This is a genomic window from Magnetospirillum moscoviense, from assembly GCF_001650635.1.
Taxonomy (GTDB): domain Bacteria; phylum Pseudomonadota; class Alphaproteobacteria; order Rhodospirillales; family Magnetospirillaceae; genus Magnetospirillum; species Magnetospirillum moscoviense.
Window position 1 is genome coordinate 21,601 of the sequence record NZ_LWQU01000085.1, and the last position, 17,284, is coordinate 38,884.

The 17,284-nt window shown below is 64.9% G+C and carries 21 protein-coding genes; 9 read left to right on the forward strand and 12 right to left on the reverse strand.

Going from position 1 to position 17,284, the window contains the following annotated elements; translation table 11 throughout:
• Positions 1–53: 53 nt before the first annotated feature.
• Complete coding sequence (locus A6A05_RS04040; protein ID WP_068497718.1) at positions 54–488, reverse strand: MaoC family dehydratase; 435 nt, start codon at positions 486–488, stop codon at positions 54–56.
• Between the two features lie 133 nt (positions 489–621).
• Here A6A05_RS04040 and A6A05_RS04045 point away from each other — a divergent pair, with 133 nt between their 5' ends.
• Together A6A05_RS04045 and A6A05_RS04050 are read left to right on the forward strand one after the other, a co-directional pair.
• A complete protein-coding gene (locus A6A05_RS04045) occupies positions 622–891 on the forward strand; it encodes a hypothetical protein (protein ID WP_068497720.1) in 270 nt (89 codons plus the stop codon).
• A gap of 8 nt (positions 892–899) precedes the next feature.
• Positions 900–1,334, forward strand: coding sequence for a hypothetical protein (locus A6A05_RS04050; protein WP_068497722.1), 435 nt, complete (start codon positions 900–902; stop codon positions 1,332–1,334).
• 48 nt (positions 1,335–1,382) lie between these two features.
• Here the strand turns inward: A6A05_RS04050 and A6A05_RS04055 are convergent, their stop codons facing one another.
• Entirely contained in the window at positions 1,383–1,913 is a 531-nt protein-coding gene (locus A6A05_RS04055) for a hypothetical protein (RefSeq protein WP_068497724.1), read from the reverse strand.
• A gap of 110 nt (positions 1,914–2,023) precedes the next feature.
• On the opposite strand from A6A05_RS04055, the gene ispH reads away from it, so the two are divergent.
• The 5 genes from ispH to A6A05_RS04080 all read left to right on the forward strand — a co-directional run bounded on the left by ispH (position 2,024) and on the right by A6A05_RS04080 (position 5,130).
• Positions 2,024–2,968, forward strand: a complete 945-nt coding sequence (gene ispH, locus A6A05_RS04060; protein WP_068497726.1) for a 4-hydroxy-3-methylbut-2-enyl diphosphate reductase — start codon at positions 2,024–2,026, stop codon at positions 2,966–2,968.
• Positions 2,969–3,084: 116 nt separating this feature from the next.
• Positions 3,085–4,065, forward strand: coding sequence for a homoserine kinase (locus tag A6A05_RS04065; protein WP_068497729.1), 981 nt, complete (start codon positions 3,085–3,087; stop codon positions 4,063–4,065).
• Positions 4,062–4,514 carry a ribonuclease HI gene (rnhA, locus tag A6A05_RS04070; protein ID WP_068497731.1) on the forward strand — a complete coding sequence of 151 codons (453 nt, stop codon included), beginning with the start codon at positions 4,062–4,064 and terminating at the stop codon, positions 4,512–4,514. Before A6A05_RS04065 ends, rnhA begins: the two co-directional genes overlap by 4 nt.
• Positions 4,515–4,742 (forward strand): type II toxin-antitoxin system HicA family toxin, encoded by a 228-nt coding sequence (locus A6A05_RS04075; RefSeq protein WP_245644187.1) that lies wholly within the window; start codon positions 4,515–4,517, stop codon positions 4,740–4,742.
• Positions 4,743–4,746: 4 nt separating this feature from the next.
• Positions 4,747–5,130 carry a type II toxin-antitoxin system HicB family antitoxin gene (locus A6A05_RS04080; protein WP_068497734.1) on the forward strand — a complete coding sequence of 128 codons (384 nt, stop codon included), beginning with the start codon at positions 4,747–4,749 and terminating at the stop codon, positions 5,128–5,130.
• A gap of 58 nt (positions 5,131–5,188) precedes the next feature.
• Here the strand turns inward: A6A05_RS04080 and leuB are convergent, their stop codons facing one another.
• The 9 genes from leuB to ffh form a co-directional block, all read right to left on the reverse strand.
• A complete protein-coding gene (gene leuB / locus A6A05_RS04085) occupies positions 5,189–6,295 on the reverse strand; it encodes a 3-isopropylmalate dehydrogenase (protein WP_068497736.1) in 1,107 nt (368 codons plus the stop codon).
• Positions 6,296–6,453: 158 nt separating this feature from the next.
• Positions 6,454–7,059 carry a 3-isopropylmalate dehydratase small subunit gene (gene leuD / locus A6A05_RS04090; protein ID WP_068497738.1) on the reverse strand — a complete coding sequence of 202 codons (606 nt, stop codon included), beginning with the start codon at positions 7,057–7,059 and terminating at the stop codon, positions 6,454–6,456.
• Complete coding sequence (locus tag A6A05_RS04095; RefSeq protein ID WP_068497740.1) at positions 7,060–7,794, reverse strand: hypothetical protein; 735 nt, start codon at positions 7,792–7,794, stop codon at positions 7,060–7,062.
• Between the two features lie 160 nt (positions 7,795–7,954).
• Positions 7,955–9,358, reverse strand: coding sequence for a 3-isopropylmalate dehydratase large subunit (gene leuC, locus A6A05_RS04100; RefSeq protein ID WP_068497742.1), 1,404 nt, complete (start codon positions 9,356–9,358; stop codon positions 7,955–7,957).
• 175 nt (positions 9,359–9,533) lie between these two features.
• Positions 9,534–10,022, reverse strand: coding sequence for a 50S ribosomal protein L19 (gene rplS, locus A6A05_RS04105; protein ID WP_068497743.1), 489 nt, complete (start codon positions 10,020–10,022; stop codon positions 9,534–9,536).
• On the reverse strand, positions 10,019–10,735 hold the full coding sequence (gene trmD, locus A6A05_RS04110; protein WP_281193237.1) for a tRNA (guanosine(37)-N1)-methyltransferase TrmD: 717 nt from the start codon (positions 10,733–10,735) through the stop codon (positions 10,019–10,021). The genes rplS and trmD overlap by 4 nt, the downstream gene beginning before the upstream one ends.
• Positions 10,732–11,265, reverse strand: a complete 534-nt coding sequence (gene rimM, locus A6A05_RS04115) for a ribosome maturation factor RimM (protein WP_068497745.1) — start codon at positions 11,263–11,265, stop codon at positions 10,732–10,734. Before rimM ends, trmD begins: the two co-directional genes overlap by 4 nt.
• 6 nt (positions 11,266–11,271) lie before the next feature.
• Positions 11,272–11,637 (reverse strand): 30S ribosomal protein S16, encoded by a 366-nt coding sequence (gene rpsP, locus A6A05_RS04120; RefSeq protein ID WP_068497747.1) that lies wholly within the window; start codon positions 11,635–11,637, stop codon positions 11,272–11,274.
• A gap of 51 nt (positions 11,638–11,688) precedes the next feature.
• Positions 11,689–13,053 (reverse strand): signal recognition particle protein, encoded by a 1,365-nt coding sequence (gene ffh, locus A6A05_RS04125; RefSeq protein ID WP_068497751.1) that lies wholly within the window; start codon positions 13,051–13,053, stop codon positions 11,689–11,691.
• A 222-nt stretch (positions 13,054–13,275) separates the two neighbouring features.
• On the opposite strand from ffh, the gene A6A05_RS04130 reads away from it, so the two are divergent.
• Positions 13,276–15,783 (forward strand): EAL domain-containing protein, encoded by a 2,508-nt coding sequence (locus A6A05_RS04130; RefSeq protein WP_245644188.1) that lies wholly within the window; start codon positions 13,276–13,278, stop codon positions 15,781–15,783.
• Positions 15,784–15,787: 4 nt separating this feature from the next.
• Positions 15,788–16,489, forward strand: coding sequence for a J domain-containing protein (locus A6A05_RS04135; RefSeq protein WP_068497755.1), 702 nt, complete (start codon positions 15,788–15,790; stop codon positions 16,487–16,489).
• A 206-nt stretch (positions 16,490–16,695) separates the two neighbouring features.
• Here A6A05_RS04135 and A6A05_RS04140 read toward each other — a convergent pair whose 3' ends face one another.
• Positions 16,696–17,274: a hypothetical protein gene (locus A6A05_RS04140; RefSeq protein WP_068497757.1), complete on the reverse strand. Its 579-nt coding sequence runs from the start codon at positions 17,272–17,274 to the stop codon at positions 16,696–16,698.
• Between the last annotated feature and the right edge of the window lie 10 nt (positions 17,275–17,284).

Here is a 17,284-nt window from a genome sequence, read left to right on the forward strand (position 1 = left end):
GCCGTTCAAACGCCACGCGGGCTTGGTGCAATTCCTGCAAAGCCGGAATTGCCCTAGCCCTTCGACGGGACCATCAAGGTGGCCTCGCCGTCCATCACCACCTTGTCCTTGACCGAACAGGTGGTGCGGAAGGTGGCGAACTTCTTTTCCGGCACCAGGGCGGTCAGCTCGACGCGGGCGGTGACGGTGTCGCCGATGCGCACGGGGGCCTTGAACTTCAGAAGCTGCGAGACATAGATGCAGCCCGGGCCCGGCAGCTTGGTGCCGAACACGGTCGAGATGAAGGCCGCCGACAGCATGCCGTGGGCGATGCGGCCCTTGAACATGGTCTGGCTGGCGAATTCCTCGTTGATGTGGACCGGGTTGAAATCGCCCGAGATTCCGGCGAAGGCGACGATGTCGGCTTCGGTGACGGTCTTGGCGAAGATCGCCGACTGGCCGACGCTCAGATCCTCGAAATAAAGGCCGTTCAAAGTTTCGCCGCTCATCTGCTGGTCTCCCCATATTGGCGGTGATTGCGCTGCAGTATAGACCGGGCGCAGGGACGCCACAAATGACGATTCCGGGGTTGCGCGCCCGGCCGCTCTGTGGCCGAATGGCGCCGATTTTCCAGGGGCTCCCATGCGTCGTCTCGCTTCAATCGTCCTGATCCTGGCCGTGGCCGGCTGTGCCCTGCCCACGGTGCCGTGGCAGAATCCGAACGTGCCGCAGGACCAGTGGCGGACCGACTGGAACGGCTGCCGGCGCTGGTCCGACGCCCAGGTCGGCTATCAGGACACCAGCGAAGGCTCGATGTTCAACGATTATGACCGCGCCCGCGCCCGCAAGCAGATGGATGCCCTGACCGCCAGCTGCATGCGTGACCGCGGCTACTTTCCGATCCGAAAGTGAGGACCAGGATGCGCCTAGCCATTTGCCTGACCGCCACGCTGCTGGCCGCGCCGGCGCTTGCCCAGGACTTGCCGCAATTCCCCAAGGCCGGCCCGCCCGAGCCGCTGCCCGAGGCCATCTGCGACACCACCATCGCCAATAACGGCGAATGGCTGGTCGGGCGCTGGGTGGCGCCGCAGACCAAGTGGGAATTCGCCCGCAAGGAAGGCCGCCTGATCTGGGCGATGGACCGCAAGGGGCAGATCGCCAACGATTTCGGCTGGACCGACGGCACCCAGATCGGCGGCTTGGTCGATCAGGCCAGCGGCTGCACCGTCGCCTTGTCGGGGGGCGAGGGCGCCTTCAAGTTCGAAGGGGTGCTGTCGGATGGCGGCAAGCTTTACGGCTTCGCCACCAACAAGCGGGGTGAGCACGTCCGCTTCATCCTGCGCCGGGAGCGTTAGGAGCGCGATTGAGCGGGGCCGGCACGGCCCGCGCCACGCCAGAAATGCCTATTTGCGGCCCTGGCGGTTACGCTCCAGCTGCTCTTGCGTGGCCTGGAAGCCCAGATAGATCTCGTAATTCTGGATGATGTCGGAATCCTTGACCGGGATGCGCAGCACCACCGGCTCGTCGGTATAGCGGACATAATTGGTCGCTTGCGGGAATTCGACGCTGACCGGGAATTCCGCCTTGGCGTCCTTGGCCGGATAGAACAGCGGCACCGCGGCGAAATAGGTGAACTCGGCCTTGCGGTCGGTGTCGCCGGGGCCGCGCTTGATGGCGAACGACACCTGGATTTCCACCAGTGCGCCCTTCTCGTCATATTTGCAGTCGCCCTGGAAGCCGTTGATCTCGGCCTCGAACTCGACATCGGTCAGGTCGCGGCCCTTGCCGTCCTTGTATTTGGTCAGCGTCCCGGCGTCGCCCAGGATATAGACCGGCGGGCAGGGCGGCGGCTCCTTCTTCTGGAACACCGAGCACGAGGCGAGCGCGGGCACCAGGGCCAGAGCGGCAAGCGGCAGAAGCGAGCGAAGTTTCATCGATGATCTCGGAAAAGCCGTTGAGGAGGGACAGGCATCCGTGGCATTGGTCGGGGCGACTTTAGAGAAGGCGGGCGCCGCCCGCAACGACGTTTGATGGGAACCTGCCGATGACCTTGCCGCCGCTGACCATCGTGCTTGCCAGCCCGCGCGGTTTCTGCGCCGGCGTCGACCGCGCCATCCTGATCGTCGAGGCGGCCATCGCCAAGTACGGCGCCCCGGTCTATGTCCGTCACGAGATCGTCCATAACCGTTTCGTCGTCGATTCCTTGAAGGCCAAGGGGGCGGTGTTCGTCGATGAATTGTCGGAAGTACCCGACGGCGTGCCGGTGGTGTTTTCCGCCCATGGCGTGCCCAAATCGGTGCCGACGGCCGCCGAGGCGCGCGGCCTGTCCTATCTGGACGCCACCTGTCCACTGGTGACCAAGGTCCACCGCGAGGCCGAGGCCCACCACGCCTTCGGCCGCCAGATCATCATGATCGGTCACAAGGGCCACCCGGAAGTGATCGGCACCATGGGCCAGGTCCCCGAGGGCGCGGTGATGCTGGTTGAAAGCGCGGCCGACGCCGAAGCGGTGCAGCCGGCCCATCCCGACCATCTGGCCTATATCACCCAGACCACGCTGTCGGTCGATGACGCGGCGGCCATCGTCGCCGTGCTGACCCGGCGCTTCCCGTCCATCGTTGGGCCGAAGAAGGACGATATCTGCTACGCCACCACCAACCGCCAGAACGCCGTCAAGACCATCGCCGCCCGATGCGACGCGGTGATGGTGATCGGCGCCCCCAATTCGTCGAACTCGAAGCGGCTGGTGGAAGTGGCGGCCCGGGAAGGCTGCGCCAAGTCCCTGTTGGTCCAACGCGCCCCCGAGATCGATTGGGCGTCGCTGGCGGGCATCAGCCGACTGGGGATCACCGCCGGCGCCTCGGCCCCGGAAGTGCTGGTGGAAGAGGTGATCGACGCCGCCCGCGCCCATTTCGCCGTGACCATCGAAGAGGTCAAGGTCACCGACGAGACCATCGCCTTCAAACTGCCCCAGCAGCTACTGGATTGATGCCGGCGCGAAGCGCGGCCCGTGCCGGGCGGCTCAGTCGCCGCTTGTGTCTCGGGCTTGAGTAAGTGGCGTCAACGTCGTACTTTCCCGGCCAATGACGGCGCCCGAGGGGATCAATGGCGGTCTATACCGAAGTTTCCGACGAAGAGATGGAAGAGTTCGTCGCCGCTTACGGCATCGGCGAACTGGTGTCGTTCACCGGCATCGCCGAAGGCGTCGAGAATTCCAACTTCCTGGTCCAGACCGAGACCGGCCCCTATATCCTGACGCTGTACGAGCGGCGGGTGAATCCCGACGATCTGCCGTTCTTCCTGGGACTGATGGAACATCTGGCGGCGCGCGGCCTGGCCTGCCCGACCCCGTTGCACGGCGCCGATGGCAACGCGCTCAGGGAATTGTGCGGCCGTCCGGCGGCGATGGTGACCTTCCTCAAGGGGATGTCGGCCCGCAGGCTGGCGCTGGGCCATTGCGCCGCCCTGGGGGGAGCCCTGGCCGAGATGCACCAGAAGGGCGCCGACTTCGCCATGACCCGGCCCAACAATCTGTCGGTGGCCGGCTGGCGCCCGTTGTTCGCCCAGGTCAAGGACCGCGCAGACGAGATCCGCCCGGGCCTCGCCGCCTTCATCGAGGCCGAACTGGACGCGCTGGAAGCCCACTGGCCGAAATCCCTGCCCTCGGGGCTGATCCATGCCGATCTGTTCCCCGACAACGTGTTCTTCCTGGCCGACCGGACCACGCGGGAGGACAAGGTGTCGGGCCTGATCGACTTCTATTTCGCCTGCACCGACTTTTTGGCCTACGATATCGCCATCTGCCTGAACGCCTGGTGCTTCGAGCCCGACGGCGCCTTCAACGCCACCAAGGCCCGCCTCATGCTGGGCAATTACCGCAAGGTGCGGCCCTTGTCGGCCGACGAGCTGGATGCCCTGCCGCTGCTGGCCCGGGGTGCCGCCATGCGCTTTTTGCTGACCCGCACCTATGACTGGCTGAATACGCCGGAAGGGGCCTTCGTCAAGCGCAAGGACCCGCTGGAATATCTCAGGAAGCTGCGCTTCCACCAGGGCATCACCAGCCCCGCCGCCTACGGTCTGGAATGAACGACCAACCCGCGGTCGAGATCTTCACCGACGGCGCCTGCTCGGGCAATCCCGGCCCGGGCGGCTGGGGCGCCATCCTGCGCTTCAAGGGCACCGAGAAGGAGCTGAAGGGCGGCGAGAACCCCACCACCAACAACCGCATGGAAATGATGGCGGTGATCAGCGCGCTGGAGGCGCTGACCCGGCCGTGCAAGGTGGTGGTCACCACCGACAGCCAGTACGTGATGAAGGGCATCACCGAGTGGATGTTCTCGTGGAAGAAACGGGGCTGGAAGACCGCCGACAACAAGCCGGTCAAGAACGACGATCTGTGGAAGCGGCTGGATGCGGCCCGCGCCGGCCATCAGGTGGAGTGGCTTTGGGTGAAGGGCCATGCCGGCCACCCCGAGAATGAACGCGCCGACCAATTGGCCCGCGAAGGCGTGGCGATGGCGCGGGGGAATGGATGATTGCCCGTCGCGCGGCTGTTGTGTATTATTACACACATGGATAGCCGCCGGATCATCAAGGCCTTGGAGGCGGATGGCTGGGAGCATCGACGGACCACCGGCAGCCATTGGCATTTCAGACATCCAACCAAGCCGGGCGTGGTAACCGTGCCGCATCCCAAGCGCGACTTTCCCGCCGGGACGGTTCGGTCGATCGAACGGCAGAGCGGTATCAAATTGTTGGGGTGATGCGATGGTTTCCTATGTCGCCTATTTGCGCAAGGACGCGGGCAGCGATTACGGCGTCGAATTTCCCGACCTGCCGGGCTGCGTCAGCGCCGGCCACACCCTGGACGAAGCGCGGGCCATGGCTGCCGAGGCGTTGGCCGGCCATGTCGCCTTTCTGACCGAGGACGGCCTGCCGGTGCCGCCGCCATCGACGCTGGACGCCCTGAAGGACGACCCTCATCGCGGCGACGCCGTCGCGATCCTGGTCGATCTTGATCCCAATCTGCTGAAGGCCGATCGCATCAACGTGATGATCCCGCGCCACCTTCTGGGGCGCATCGACGCCGTCAGCGGCGGCAATCGGTCGCGCTTCCTGGTGGAAGCGGCCGAGCAGAAATTGGCCGGCTGAAACGAAAAGGGCCGGCTCCCGTGGGGAACCGGCCCTTCATCTTTTCTCGACGCGCTGATTAATTCAGCTTGTCCAGCTCGCGCACGATGGATTCGCCCATCACGCTGGTCGACACCTTGGCCTTGCCCGGGGCCATGATGTCGGCGGTGCGCAGGCCGCCCTTCAGCACGTTCTTGACCGCCGTCTCGATCATCTCGGCTTCATGGTCCATGTTGAACGAGTACTTCAGGCACATTGCAAACGACAGGATGGTCGCCAGCGGATTGGCGATGTCCTTGCCCTGGATGTCCGGGGCCGAGCCGTGCACCGGCTCGTACAGCGCCTTGCGGTTGCCGTTGGCATCGGCGGCACCCAACGACGCCGACGGCAGCATGCCCAGCGAACCGGTCAGCATGGCGGCGCAGTCGGACAGGATGTCGCCGAACATGTTCTCGGTGACCATCACGTCGAACTGCTTGGGGTTGCGCACCAGCTGCATGGCGGCGTTGTCCACATACATGTGGCTCAGTTCGATGTCGGGATACTCGGTCTGCTGCAGCTTGATCATCTCTTCGCGCCACAGCACGGTGCATTCCAGCACGTTGGCCTTATCGACGCTGCACAGGCGCTTGTTGCGCTTGCGGGCCAGGTCGAACGCGGCGCGGCCGATACGGACGATCTCGCTGGTGGTGTAGGTCAGGGTGTTGACGCCCTTGCGCTCGCCGTTGGGCAAGGTCTCGATGCCGCGGGGCTGGCCGAAATACAGGCCGCCGGTCAGCTCGCGCACGATCATGATGTCCAGGCCCGACACCACCTCGGTCTTCAAGGTCGAGGCGTCGGCCAGGGCGTCGAACACCACCGCCGGGCGCAGGTTGGCGAACAGGCCCATTTCCTTGCGGATCTTCAACAGGCCGCGCTCGGGCTTGACCTCGAACGGCAGGTCATCCCACTTCGGCCCGCCGACCGCGCCCAGCAGCACGGCGTCGGCGGCCATGGCGTCGGCCAGGGTCTCGTCGGCCAGCGGCGTGCCGTGCACGTCATAGGCGGAACCGCCGATCAGGCCTTCCGACACCTCGAAATGGATGTTCCGCTTCTTGGCCATCCAGTCGATGATGCGGCGGACCTGGACCATCACTTCCTGGCCGATACCGTCGCCGGGCAGAATAAGGAGCTTCTTGGCGGTCATAAAACGATCCTCTCTTTTGAATAAGAGAAATTGAACCACAGAGGCACAGAGACACAGAGGTATCCGACCAGACTGAAACAGATAGCCCCGGAAGGGACGGCGTGGCGCCTATCGCGAAGACGCTCTCTCTGTGCCTCCGTGCCTCTGTGGTTTATTCCTTAAAGCCAGGGCTGCGACTGCTTGCGCGCCGCCTCGAAGGCTTCGATCTTGGCATTCTTTTGCAGCGTCAGGCCGATATCGTCCAGGCCGTTCAGCAGGCAATGGCGGCGGAAGGAATCCACCTCGAACGCGGTCTTGGACCCGTCGGGGGCGGTGATTTCCTGGGCTTCCAGATCGACGGTGAAGGTGGCGTTGGCACCGTTCTCGGCCTGCTTCATCAGAGCATCGACCTGGGCCTGCGCCAGCTTGATCGGCAAGATGCCGTTCTTGAAGCAATTGTTGAAGAAGATGTCGGCAAAGCTGGTGGCGATGACGCAGCGGATGCCGAAATCGGCGATGGCCCAGGGCGCATGCTCGCGCGACGAGCCGCAGCCGAAATTGGCGCCGGCGATCAGCACCTTGGCGCCGCGATAGGCCGGCTTGTTCAGTACGAAGTCGGCGACTTCCCCTCCCTCGGGGGTATAGCGCATCTCGTCGAACAGGTTCTTGCCCAGGCCCGACCGCTTGATGGTCTTCAGGAACTGCTTGGGGATGATCATGTCGGTATCGACGTTGATCATCGCCAGCGGCGCGGCGACGCCGGTCAATTTGGTGAACTTATCCATCTAGACCTCGGGTTTCAGTGACAGGCTTTTGAGTGCTTGGTTCAGACGGCCATACGGAGAGTTTTCGTAAAATGAGATAAAGCTACCCCCGTCTATCGCCTTAAGCAATGATGTGAATTTATCAAATATGAACATGTATCTGTTTGAAAGTGACGCAATCTCGCGCTGTTTTTCTGGGGCGGATGGGTCCGTGAAATATCGACCCCACTCCGACATATCTGAGTCAATTCGCTCGCACATGTATGTGCAAAATATATATTTATCGCCAGACGCCAATTTTCCCCAATACACGTCACACTCTGTTCCTGAATGTTTCATTGCAATATGTGCAGCCAGCAAGGCGAGGTCTTCTTCAAATTGCTTCCGTGTTTCCAAAAGTAAGTTCTGAAGTGCGATGCGTTCATGTCCGCGCATCGCTTGAGCCTGCTCTTTAGCCTGTTCAACCGCACTCCGCATTTCCTCGGCTTGCTGCCGCAGGGCCTTGCTGTTCTGCTCCAACTCCAGCGCTTGCATCCGGTAGCCAACCACCAACCACAAGAAGGCCAGCGGGGAACAGGCGCCGGCAAGGAAATCGCCCATGTTATTGAGCGGCAGCGCCAGCATTTCGGCGATGCCGCCCTTGTGGTGGACGTAGCCCGCCAGGATGCCGGCGAACACCGCGGTCAGTCCGATCCCCATGCGGGTCAGAAACTTGCGTTGTTTGTCCAAAACGGCGATTTCGGCGTCGACGTCCATTCAATTCACCACAGAGGCACAGAGACACAGAGATGTTGTTCAGGAGGTCCCCGGGTTGCCTTCCGGCACGGCCCCTCTGTGCCTCTGTGTCTCTGTGGTTTTTTCCTTTTCCGTTTCGTGGATGGCCGGGTCAAGCCCGGCCATGACGATCAATCAAATCCTAAAGCGAACGCACGTCGGTCAGCTTGCCGGTGACGGCAGCCGCCGCGGCCATTTCCGGGCTGACCAGATGGGTGCGGCCGCCGCGACCCTGGCGGCCTTCGAAATTGCGGTTCGAGGTCGAGGCCGAACGCTGGCCCGGCTTCAATTGGTCGGCATTCATGGCCAGGCACATCGAGCAGCCGGGTTCGCGCCATTCGGCGCCGGCCTCGATGAAGATCTGGTCCAGGCCCTCGGCTTCCGCCTGCTCCTTGACCAAGCCCGAGCCCGGCACGATCAGCGCCTGGACGCCAGGCGCCACCTTGCGGCCCTTGAAGATGCTGGCGGCGGCACGGAAATCCTCGATGCGGCCGTTGGTGCACGAGCCGATGAACACCACGTCGATCTTGATGTCGGTGGCCTTCATGCCGGGCGTCAGGCCCATATATTCCAGCGAGCGGGTCACCGCCTTCTTCTTGCCTTCATCGGCGATGTCGGCTGGGTTGGGCACGGTGCCGGTGATCGGCATCACGTCTTCCGGGCTGGTGCCCCAGGTGATCTGCGGCACCAACTGGCTGGCGTCGATCACCACTTCGGCGTCGAAATGGGCGCCCTCGTCAGTCTTCAGGGTCTTCCAATAGGCCAGCGCGGCCTCGAAGGCGGCGGCCTTGGGGGTGCGCGGCTTGCCCATGACATAGTCGAAGGTGACCTGATCGGGGGCGATCAGGCCGGCCCGCGCGCCGGCTTCGATGGTCATGTTGCAGACCGTCATGCGGCCTTCCATCGACAAAGCGGTGATGGCGTCGCCGGTATATTCGACCACATAGCCGGTGCCGCCGGCAGTGCCGATCTTGCCGCAGATGGCCAGCACGATGTCCTTGGCGGTGACACCCGGAGCCGCCGGCCCGTTGACCGTGATGCGCATGTTCTTGGCCGGGCTCTGCACCAGGGTCTGGGTCGCCAGCACATGCTCGACTTCCGAGGTGCCGATGCCGAAGGCCAGGGCGCCGAAGGCACCATGGGTGGCGGTGTGGCTATCGCCGCAGACGATGGTGGTGCCGGGCAGGGTGAAGCCCTGTTCGGGGCCGACGATGTGGACCACGCCCTGGCGGATGTCGTCCATGCGGAAATACTCGACGTCGAAATCGCGGGCGTTGGCTTCCAGGGTTTCGACCTGGATGCGCGATTCCTCGTTCTCGATGCCCTTGGAGCGGTCGGTGGTCGGCACGTTGTGGTCGGCCACGGCCAGGGTCGCCTCGGGGTGGCGGACCTTGCGGCCGGTCATGCGCAGCCCTTCGAACGCCTGCGGGCTGGTCACTTCATGGACCATGTGGCGGTCGATATAGAGCAGGCAGGTGCCATCATCCTGGACATCCACCAGGTGGGCGTCCCAGATTTTGTCGAACAGCGTGCGCGGCTTGGACATCGTTTTTCCTTGACGGTTATCGCGGGCGCCCCTGCCAACGGGGCGGGGCGTCATCGTGGGGCCATCATAGCGATGTCCCGCGCACCGATCCCCCCGGGATTATCCGGGGAGATCGGCGTCGGGACAGCAGGTCTTATCCGAACATGGGCCGCAAGGAGCGCGGCCCATCGCGGTCTTACTCTTCGGCGGCGGCCTGGGCGGCGGCTTCGGCCTTGGCGGCGGCAGCCTCGGCCTTGGCGGCGGCAGCGGCAACCTTGGCGGTGGCGGCAGCCTCACGCTCGGCGGCATTGACCTTGGCGGCGTAGCCGGTGGTCTGCTCGGCGATGCGGGCCGACTTGCCGCGACGGTCGCGCAGGTAATACAGCTTGGCGCGACGGACGTCGCCGCGACGGACCACCTCGATCGAGGCGATGTTCGGCGAATAAAGCGGGAAGATACGCTCGACGCCTTCGCCGTAGCTGATCTTGCGCACCACGAACGAGCTGTTCAGGCCGTCGTTCTTGCGGGCGATGCAGACGCCTTCATAGGCCTGCACGCGCTCGCGGTTGCCTTCGATCACCTTGACGTTGACCTTCAAGGTGTCGCCCGGGCTGAATTCCGGAATCGCCTTGCCGTCGGTCAGCTTGGCGATCTGCTCCTTCTCGAGCTCTTGAATGATGTTCATCTCATACCATCCTTACTGTCCTTGGCCGCCTTGTACCGGTCCCACAGGTCCGGACGCCGCAGCCGGGTTATGTCCTCGGCCTGGCTTTTCCGCCAGGCGCGTATCTTCTCGTGGTGACCGGACAGCAGAACCTCCGGCACCGACCGTCCCTGCCATTCGGCCGGACGGGTGTAGTGGGGATATTCCAGCAAGCCCCACTCGAAACTTTCCTCGGCCAGCGTTTCCTGGTTGCCGACCACGCCGGGCAACAGGCGGACGATGGCGTCCAACAGCACCAAGGCCGGGAGCTCGCCCCCCGACAGCACGAAATCGCCCAGCGACAGCTCGACGGCCTCGTGCGCCTCCAGCACCCGCTGGTCCACTCCTTCGAACCGGCCGCATAGCAGGGTCGCCCCGTCGCCCGCCGCCAGTTCCCGCACCAAGGCCTGATCGATCAGGCGCCCGCGCGGGGTCAAATAGATCAAGGGCCCGCTGCCGCGATTGGCCCGGATGGCCGCGTCCAGCACTTCTGGGCGCATCACCATGCCGGCCCCGCCGCCGAAGGGGATATCGTCGACCGACCGATGGCGCCCGCTCGCGTAATCGCGAATGTTGGCCACGTCCAGCCGCCAGGTTCCCTTCTCCAGCGCCCGCCCGGCCAAGGATTGGCCCAGCGGTCCCGGAAACATCTCGGGGAAGATGGTCAGCGCCGTCGCATGCCACGACCCGCTCACCGTTCCGCCCCGCCCTGATCGTTCTCGTCCTCTTCTGCGAAGGAAGGCGGATCGACGACCAGCCTGCCCTTCGCCACATCCACCTGGGGCACACAAGCCTTGGTGAACGGCACCATGATCGAGCCGCCGTCCCGAAGCTGGATTTCCAGGACCTCGCCGGCCCCGAAATTCGCCACGCCCCGGACCCGGCCCATCTCGGCCCCGTCCACGCCGAAAGCGATCAATCCGGCCAGATCCGAATAGAAGAACTCGTCTTCCTCGGGTTCCGGCAGTCGGTCGCGCGGCACGAAGAACCGCGTTCCCTTCATCGCCTCGGCGGCGTTGCGGTCCGTCACCCCGTCGATCCAGGCGATGACCAGCCCCTTGGACTGCCCGACCACCTTCAAACCGAACCGGCGCTTGCCGTCTTCGCTCTCCACCGGACCATAGGCCGCCACATCGGCGGGATCGTCGGTGAAGCTCTTGACGCGGACCTGCCCCCTGACCCCGTGCGCGCCAACGATGGCGCCGACGCACACCCGGGTCGTCATCAACACTTACTCGCCGGCTTCCGCGGCGGCGGCCGCGGCGCGCTCGGCGGCATCCTTGGCGCGCTGCTGGGCCTTGGCCTTGGGCTTCGGCTGCTTGGTCTGCTCGGGGCGAGCCGGCAGGGCGATCAGGCCCTTGGCGGCGAACACGCGGACCAGGCGGTCGGTCGGCTGGGCGCCGACGCTCAGCCAATGCTTGATGCGCTCTTCGTTCAGGGTGATGCGCTGGTCGTGGTCCGACGGCAGCAGCGGGTTGTAGGTGCCGACCTTCTCGATGAAGCGGCCGTCGCGCGGGCAGCGGGCATCGGCCACCACGACGCGATAATACGGAGCCTTCTTGGCGCCGCCACGGGCAAGACGAATCTTCAGAGCCATAAGAGTTTCCCTCTGATCAAAAACCAAAAACAAAAACCACCGGCCGCCGGATCAGCGGCCGAACCTCATGCTGGGGGGCAACAGCCCGCCCAGACCGTGTCTCATCAAGCCTTTCTGCCCCATCTTGCCGACCTTTTTCATCATGTCGGCCATCTGCTGGTGCTGCTTGAGAAGCTTGTTGACGTCTTGGACCGAGACACCCGAGCCGGCGGCGATGCGCTTCTTGCGCGACGCCTTGATCAGGTCGGGATTTCTCCGCTCGGCGGCGGTCATCGACAAGATGATGGCCTTCTGGCGGCCGACCACCTTGCCGTCGAGCTTGGCGTCCTTCAACTGGTCGGCCATCTTGCCGATGCCGGGCAGCATGCCGATGATGCCCTTGAGGTCGCCCATCTTCTCGACCTGCTTGAACTGGGCCAGCATGTCGTTCAGGTCGAACTTGCCCTTCTCGATCCGCTTGGCGAGCCGTTCGGCCTCGTCGACCTCGATGGTCTCCATGGCCTTCTCGACCAGCGAGACCACGTCACCCATGCCCAGGATGCGGCCGGCCAGGCGGTCGGGGTGGAACACCTCCAGGGCGTCCAGCTTTTCGCCCTGACCCAGGAACTTGATGGGGCGGCCGGTGACGGCGCGCATCGACAGGGCAGCGCCGCCGCGGGCATCGCCATCGACGCGGGTCAGCACGATGCCGGTGACGCCGACCTTTTCGTTGAATTCATGCGCCAGGGTGACGGCGTCCTGGCCGGTCATGGCGTCGACCACCAGCAGGGTCTCGACCGGCTTGGCGACGTCGCGGACCTGGGCGACCTCGGCCATCAGTTCCTGGTCGATGTGCAGGCGGCCGGCGGTGTCGAGGACGACGACGTCGTAGCCTTCCTTGCGGCCCATCTCCAAGGCGCGCTTGGTGATGGCCACCGGCATCTCGCCCATGATGATCGGCAGCGAGCCGACATCGGCCTGGCGGGCCAGAATCTCCAATTGCTGCTGCGCCGCCGGGCGATAGACGTCCAGGGAGGCCAGCAGGACCTTCTTCTTCTGCGCCTTCAGGCGAACGGCCAGCTTGCCCGAGGTGGTGGTCTTGCCCGAGCCCTGCAGGCCGACCATCAAGATGATTGCGGGCGGCACGGCGTTGAGGTTGAGCTCGACCCCTTCGGTGCCCAGGATGTTGATCAGTTCGTCATGGACGATCTTGACCACCATCTGGCCGGGCGTCACCGAGCGGATGACATCCTGGCCGACGGCGCGGTCCTTGACGCGGGCGACGAAGTCCTTGACCACCGAAAGGGCGACGTCGGCTTCCAGCAGGGCGACGCGGACCTCACGCAGCGCCTCGACAACGTCGGCCTCCGACAGCGCACCGCGGCCGGTCAGCTTGTCGAACACCTTCGACAGACGTTGAGAGAGCGATTCGAACATCAAGCACTCCAAAACAAATTCGCGCCAGTGCGCGTATCTTCGCGGACTGACGGGCCACCGTGGTGGCGGATGTCTCCAGAGGAACTGAAGAGGATGGGGTTTTAGGCCCGACGCCGCCCCAGAGTCAAGCCGTTTGTCCGGGTGCGGCTCGGCCGTTGCCTTCGGGCACGCGCGGGCTTACACTTCCTTCGGCGGCAGCAAGGCCGCGCCAGGGAGGCAGGATTGGCTGGTGAGAATGGCGAGCAGGGGCCGTCCATGGGACTAAGCCCCGCCGAATTGGCGGCGCGTCTGGATGGTTTGTCCGCCAGTCTGCCCGGATTCTCCTTTCAGCGTCGCCAGGCCCCCGACGGCACCATCAGCTATCCCCAGTTTGGCGAAACCCTGGCAGCGGTGCTGGGAATCGGCGCCGAGGCGATGAGTGTCAACGGCAAGGGCTGTCTGAACGTCATCCATTGGGCCGATCGTGACGACCATTTGGCGGCGATCCGTCATTCCGCCCAGGTTCTGGGCGTCAACCCGGAAGAATTCCGCGCCATTTCCGCCGCCGGTCAGGTGCGCTGGCTGAAGGGCGCCGCCAAGGCGCGGCGCCTGGATGACGGCACCGTGCTGTGGGACGGCGTGCTGATCGACATCACTGACGGCCGCCGTGCCGAGTTCCGTCTCGACATGCTGATGGAGCACGCCGCCGACGCCATCTTGGTGCTGGACGAGAACGGCCAGGTCGATACCGTCAACGCCGCCGGCGAACGTTTGTTCGACTGGTCGGGCAAGGAACTGGCCGGCCGCGACTTCCTGACCTTGCTGGCCGAACCCGATCGCCGGCCGGAATTGCTGCAGGTCGGCGACGGCGGCATGGTCGGCGGCGGCCCGCACGAAATGATCGGCCTGCGCCGCAACGGTGCCACCTTCCCGCTGGAGATCTCGACCGTCGAGGTGCGGCTGGAAGGGACGCGCCTGTTCGTCTGCATCGGCCGCGACATCACGGCGCGCAAGGCCACCGAGGCGGCGCTGCGCGAGACCGAGCAGCGGCTGCGCGCCATCGCCGGCAACATGCCGGGCATGGTGTTCCAGCGGATTTTGTCGAAGGACGGAAGGGTCGGCTATACCTATGTGTCCGAGGGCTGTCGCTCGTTCCTGGGGGTCGAGCCCGAGGAATTGATGGTCGATCCCGATGTCTTCATGCAGATGCTGACCGCCGACGAGCGCCAGAAATTCGTGGCCGGCCTGACCCATTCCGCCAAGATGATGGAGCCCTATGACGAGGAACTGGCGGTGCTGGGCGGCGACGGTCGGCGGCGCTGGCTGCGCGGACAAAGCCGTCCGACCAAGCGGCCCGACGGCTCGGTGGTGTGGGACGGCGTGATGATCGACGTCACCGACCGCAAGATGGCCGAACAGCGTCTGTCGTTCCTGGCCTATTACGACCCGCTGACCCGGCTGCCCAACCGCGCCGCCTTCCTGGACCGCTTCAATTCCGCCCGCGAGCTGGCGGCCGGGCGCGGCAGCCCGCTAGCGGTGCTCAGCCTGGGCATCGACCGGTTCGGCATCATCAACGCCACCATGGGGCACACCATCGGCGATCAGGTGCTGATCGCGGCGGCCGACCTGCTGCAATCGGGATTGGGGCGCGACGACATCATGGCCCGGGCCTCGGGCGACCGCTTCCTGGTGCTGATCACCGGCCATCAGGCCATGCGCGATCTGACCGAGGCGATCGAGCATTTGCACCATCTGGCCCAGACCTCGGTGTCGGTGCAGGGCGACGAGTTCGACATCTCGGTATCCATCGGCGTGGCCTTGTTCCCGCGCGACGGCGACGACGCCGAGGAACTGATCCGCAACGCCGAGGCGGCGCTGCAGCGGGCCAAGGGCCAGGGGCCGGCGACGCTGCAATTCTTCACCCAGGAAATGAGTTCGCGGGTCGCCAAGACCCTGTCGCTGCAAAACAAGCTGCGCCGCGCGCTGGATCAGGGCGAGTTCCTGCCCTATTTCCAGCCGCAGGTCGATCTGGTCACCGGCGCGGTGGTCGGCATGGAAGCGCTGGTGCGGTGGAACAGCCCGGAACTGGGCATGGTGTCGCCGGTCGAGTTCATCCCGGTCGCCGAGGAATGCGGCCTGATCGACGGCATCTGCGAGATCATGCTGGACAAGTGCGCCCGCCAGAACAAGGCGTGGCAGGAGATGGGACTGCCGCCGATCCCGGTGGCGGTCAACGTTTCCGGCCGCCAGTTCCAGTATGCCAAGCGGCTGATCCATGCGCTGGAAAGCACCTTGGCCGATACCGGCCTTGATCCGCGTTACCTGGAAGTCGAACTGACCGAAAGCTCGGCGATGCGCGACGCCGACAACGCCATCGCCGTGGTGCAGACCCTGAAGGACATGGGCATCGCCTGCTCGATCGACGATTTCGGCACCGGCTATTCGTCGCTGTCGGTGTTGAAGCGCTTCCCGATTTCGAAGCTGAAGATCGACCGCAGCTTCGTGATGGACGTCATCACCGATCCCAACGACGCCGCCATCGTCGATGCCATCGTCGCCATGGCGCGGGCCTTGAAGATGAAGGTGGTGGCCGAGGGCGTCGAGCACGTCCAGCACCTCGAGTTCCTGCGGGCGCTGGGCTGCGACCAGATGCAGGGCTATCTGTTCTCGCGCCCCTTGCCGGCCACCGAGATGGGCGCGCTGCTGGAAGAAGGCCGCCGCCTGAAATTCGAGGAACGGCGGCGGGCCTAGCTCAATGACCGACCCCAAGGCCGGAAACAGCGTCAAGCACTCCTATACCATTGCCTGCGCCTCGGCGTTTCGCGACGCCGTCGAGGCGTTGGCCGCCCGCCGCCGGGTCAATGTCGGCGACATCGCCCGCTCGGTGCTGCTGGTGGTGCCGGCCGAAACCATCGCGGGCTTTCCCGATCCCGGCGATCCCGACCCGCTGGACCGCGAGACGGTGGTGCTGAAATCAGGCCCCAGCCAGGGCCGGCCGTGGCGGCGCAAGCCGCGCCTGCAGGTCCGCATGGCGCCCGGCTTCGACGCCTTGTTCATCCGCCGAGCCCTGGCGCTGGCCCTGGCCATGGACCAGGGCGCCCTGGCCTTGAAGCTGGAAGACCCATCGGCGCCGCCGCCGATTCCCGAGCCGCCACCCCCACCGCCGCCACCCCCACCGCCGGTCGTCGATACCCGGATCCTGGACGCGGTCAACGAGGAGGTCGAGCGGCTGCGGGCCATCGTCAACGTGCTGTCGTTCGAGCCCTTGCCGCATGGGGTGTCCAGCAAGGCCGACGCCTTGCACGTCCTGGGCTTCCCGCCCGGCACCCATCCCGACAAACGGATGGTGCGGGCGCGCTTTCGCATGCTGGCGACCATCCATCATCCCGACAGCAATTACGGCAGCCATGACCGCATGAGCCAGCTGAACCAGGCGATGGAATATCTGAAGGATTAGGGGGCGGTCTGGTCTAGGCTGAAGCTCGCCTCCCCCCACCCGTCACGCTGGCGCTTGCCCCACTGCTGTCCGGTTAAAAATCGGGCCTACCAACCATCGTCCCTTTCGTCAAGCCCGAGGGTGACGACAGGAAAATCCGATTCCACCAAACTCAGCGAGACTCTAAGTCCGTACCGGGCCAGCTCAAACGCCGCACGGGCTTGGCGTCACTGTTTCGGACAGGGATAGCGGTTGTCGCGGGTGTCGCACAGGCTGACCTGATGCGAGAACTCGCTCCAGCGGCGCAGCAAGCCGTCGGGGAAGGGCGGCGTCTGGTCCTTGGCGAACGGGAGACCGCGCCATTGCCGCTGGACCACGTAAAGCGCCTCGCGGCCGCGGATGGCCTGGACCAGAACGAAGCCGCCCATACCCGACTTACGACCCTTGGTGCAGGTCACCGACACCACCGCCATCGGATAGCCGTTGGTCGGCACCTCGGTCACCGCGCTGGCGCCGGCCGCCTCGCAATTGTCGCGGCTGTACTGGATGACGCTGTCGATGAAGGTGCGCGGGCTTTGGTCATGCGCGGTATAGACCTGGACGGTGATCAGCTCGTTCCAGTTCTTGTCGTCCTCGCCCGGCGGGAAAAGCCGGGTGATCGACATCTTCTCGCCCTTCTGGACCGGCACCGCGGCCCAGCCGGCCGGCGGGTTCATCACCAACCGCTCGCCCGGCGGCGGGTATTGCTGGGCCAGGGCCGGTGTGGCAAGCCCGGCGACGATCAGGGCGGCAAGGGCGAAACGCATCCGACTCTCC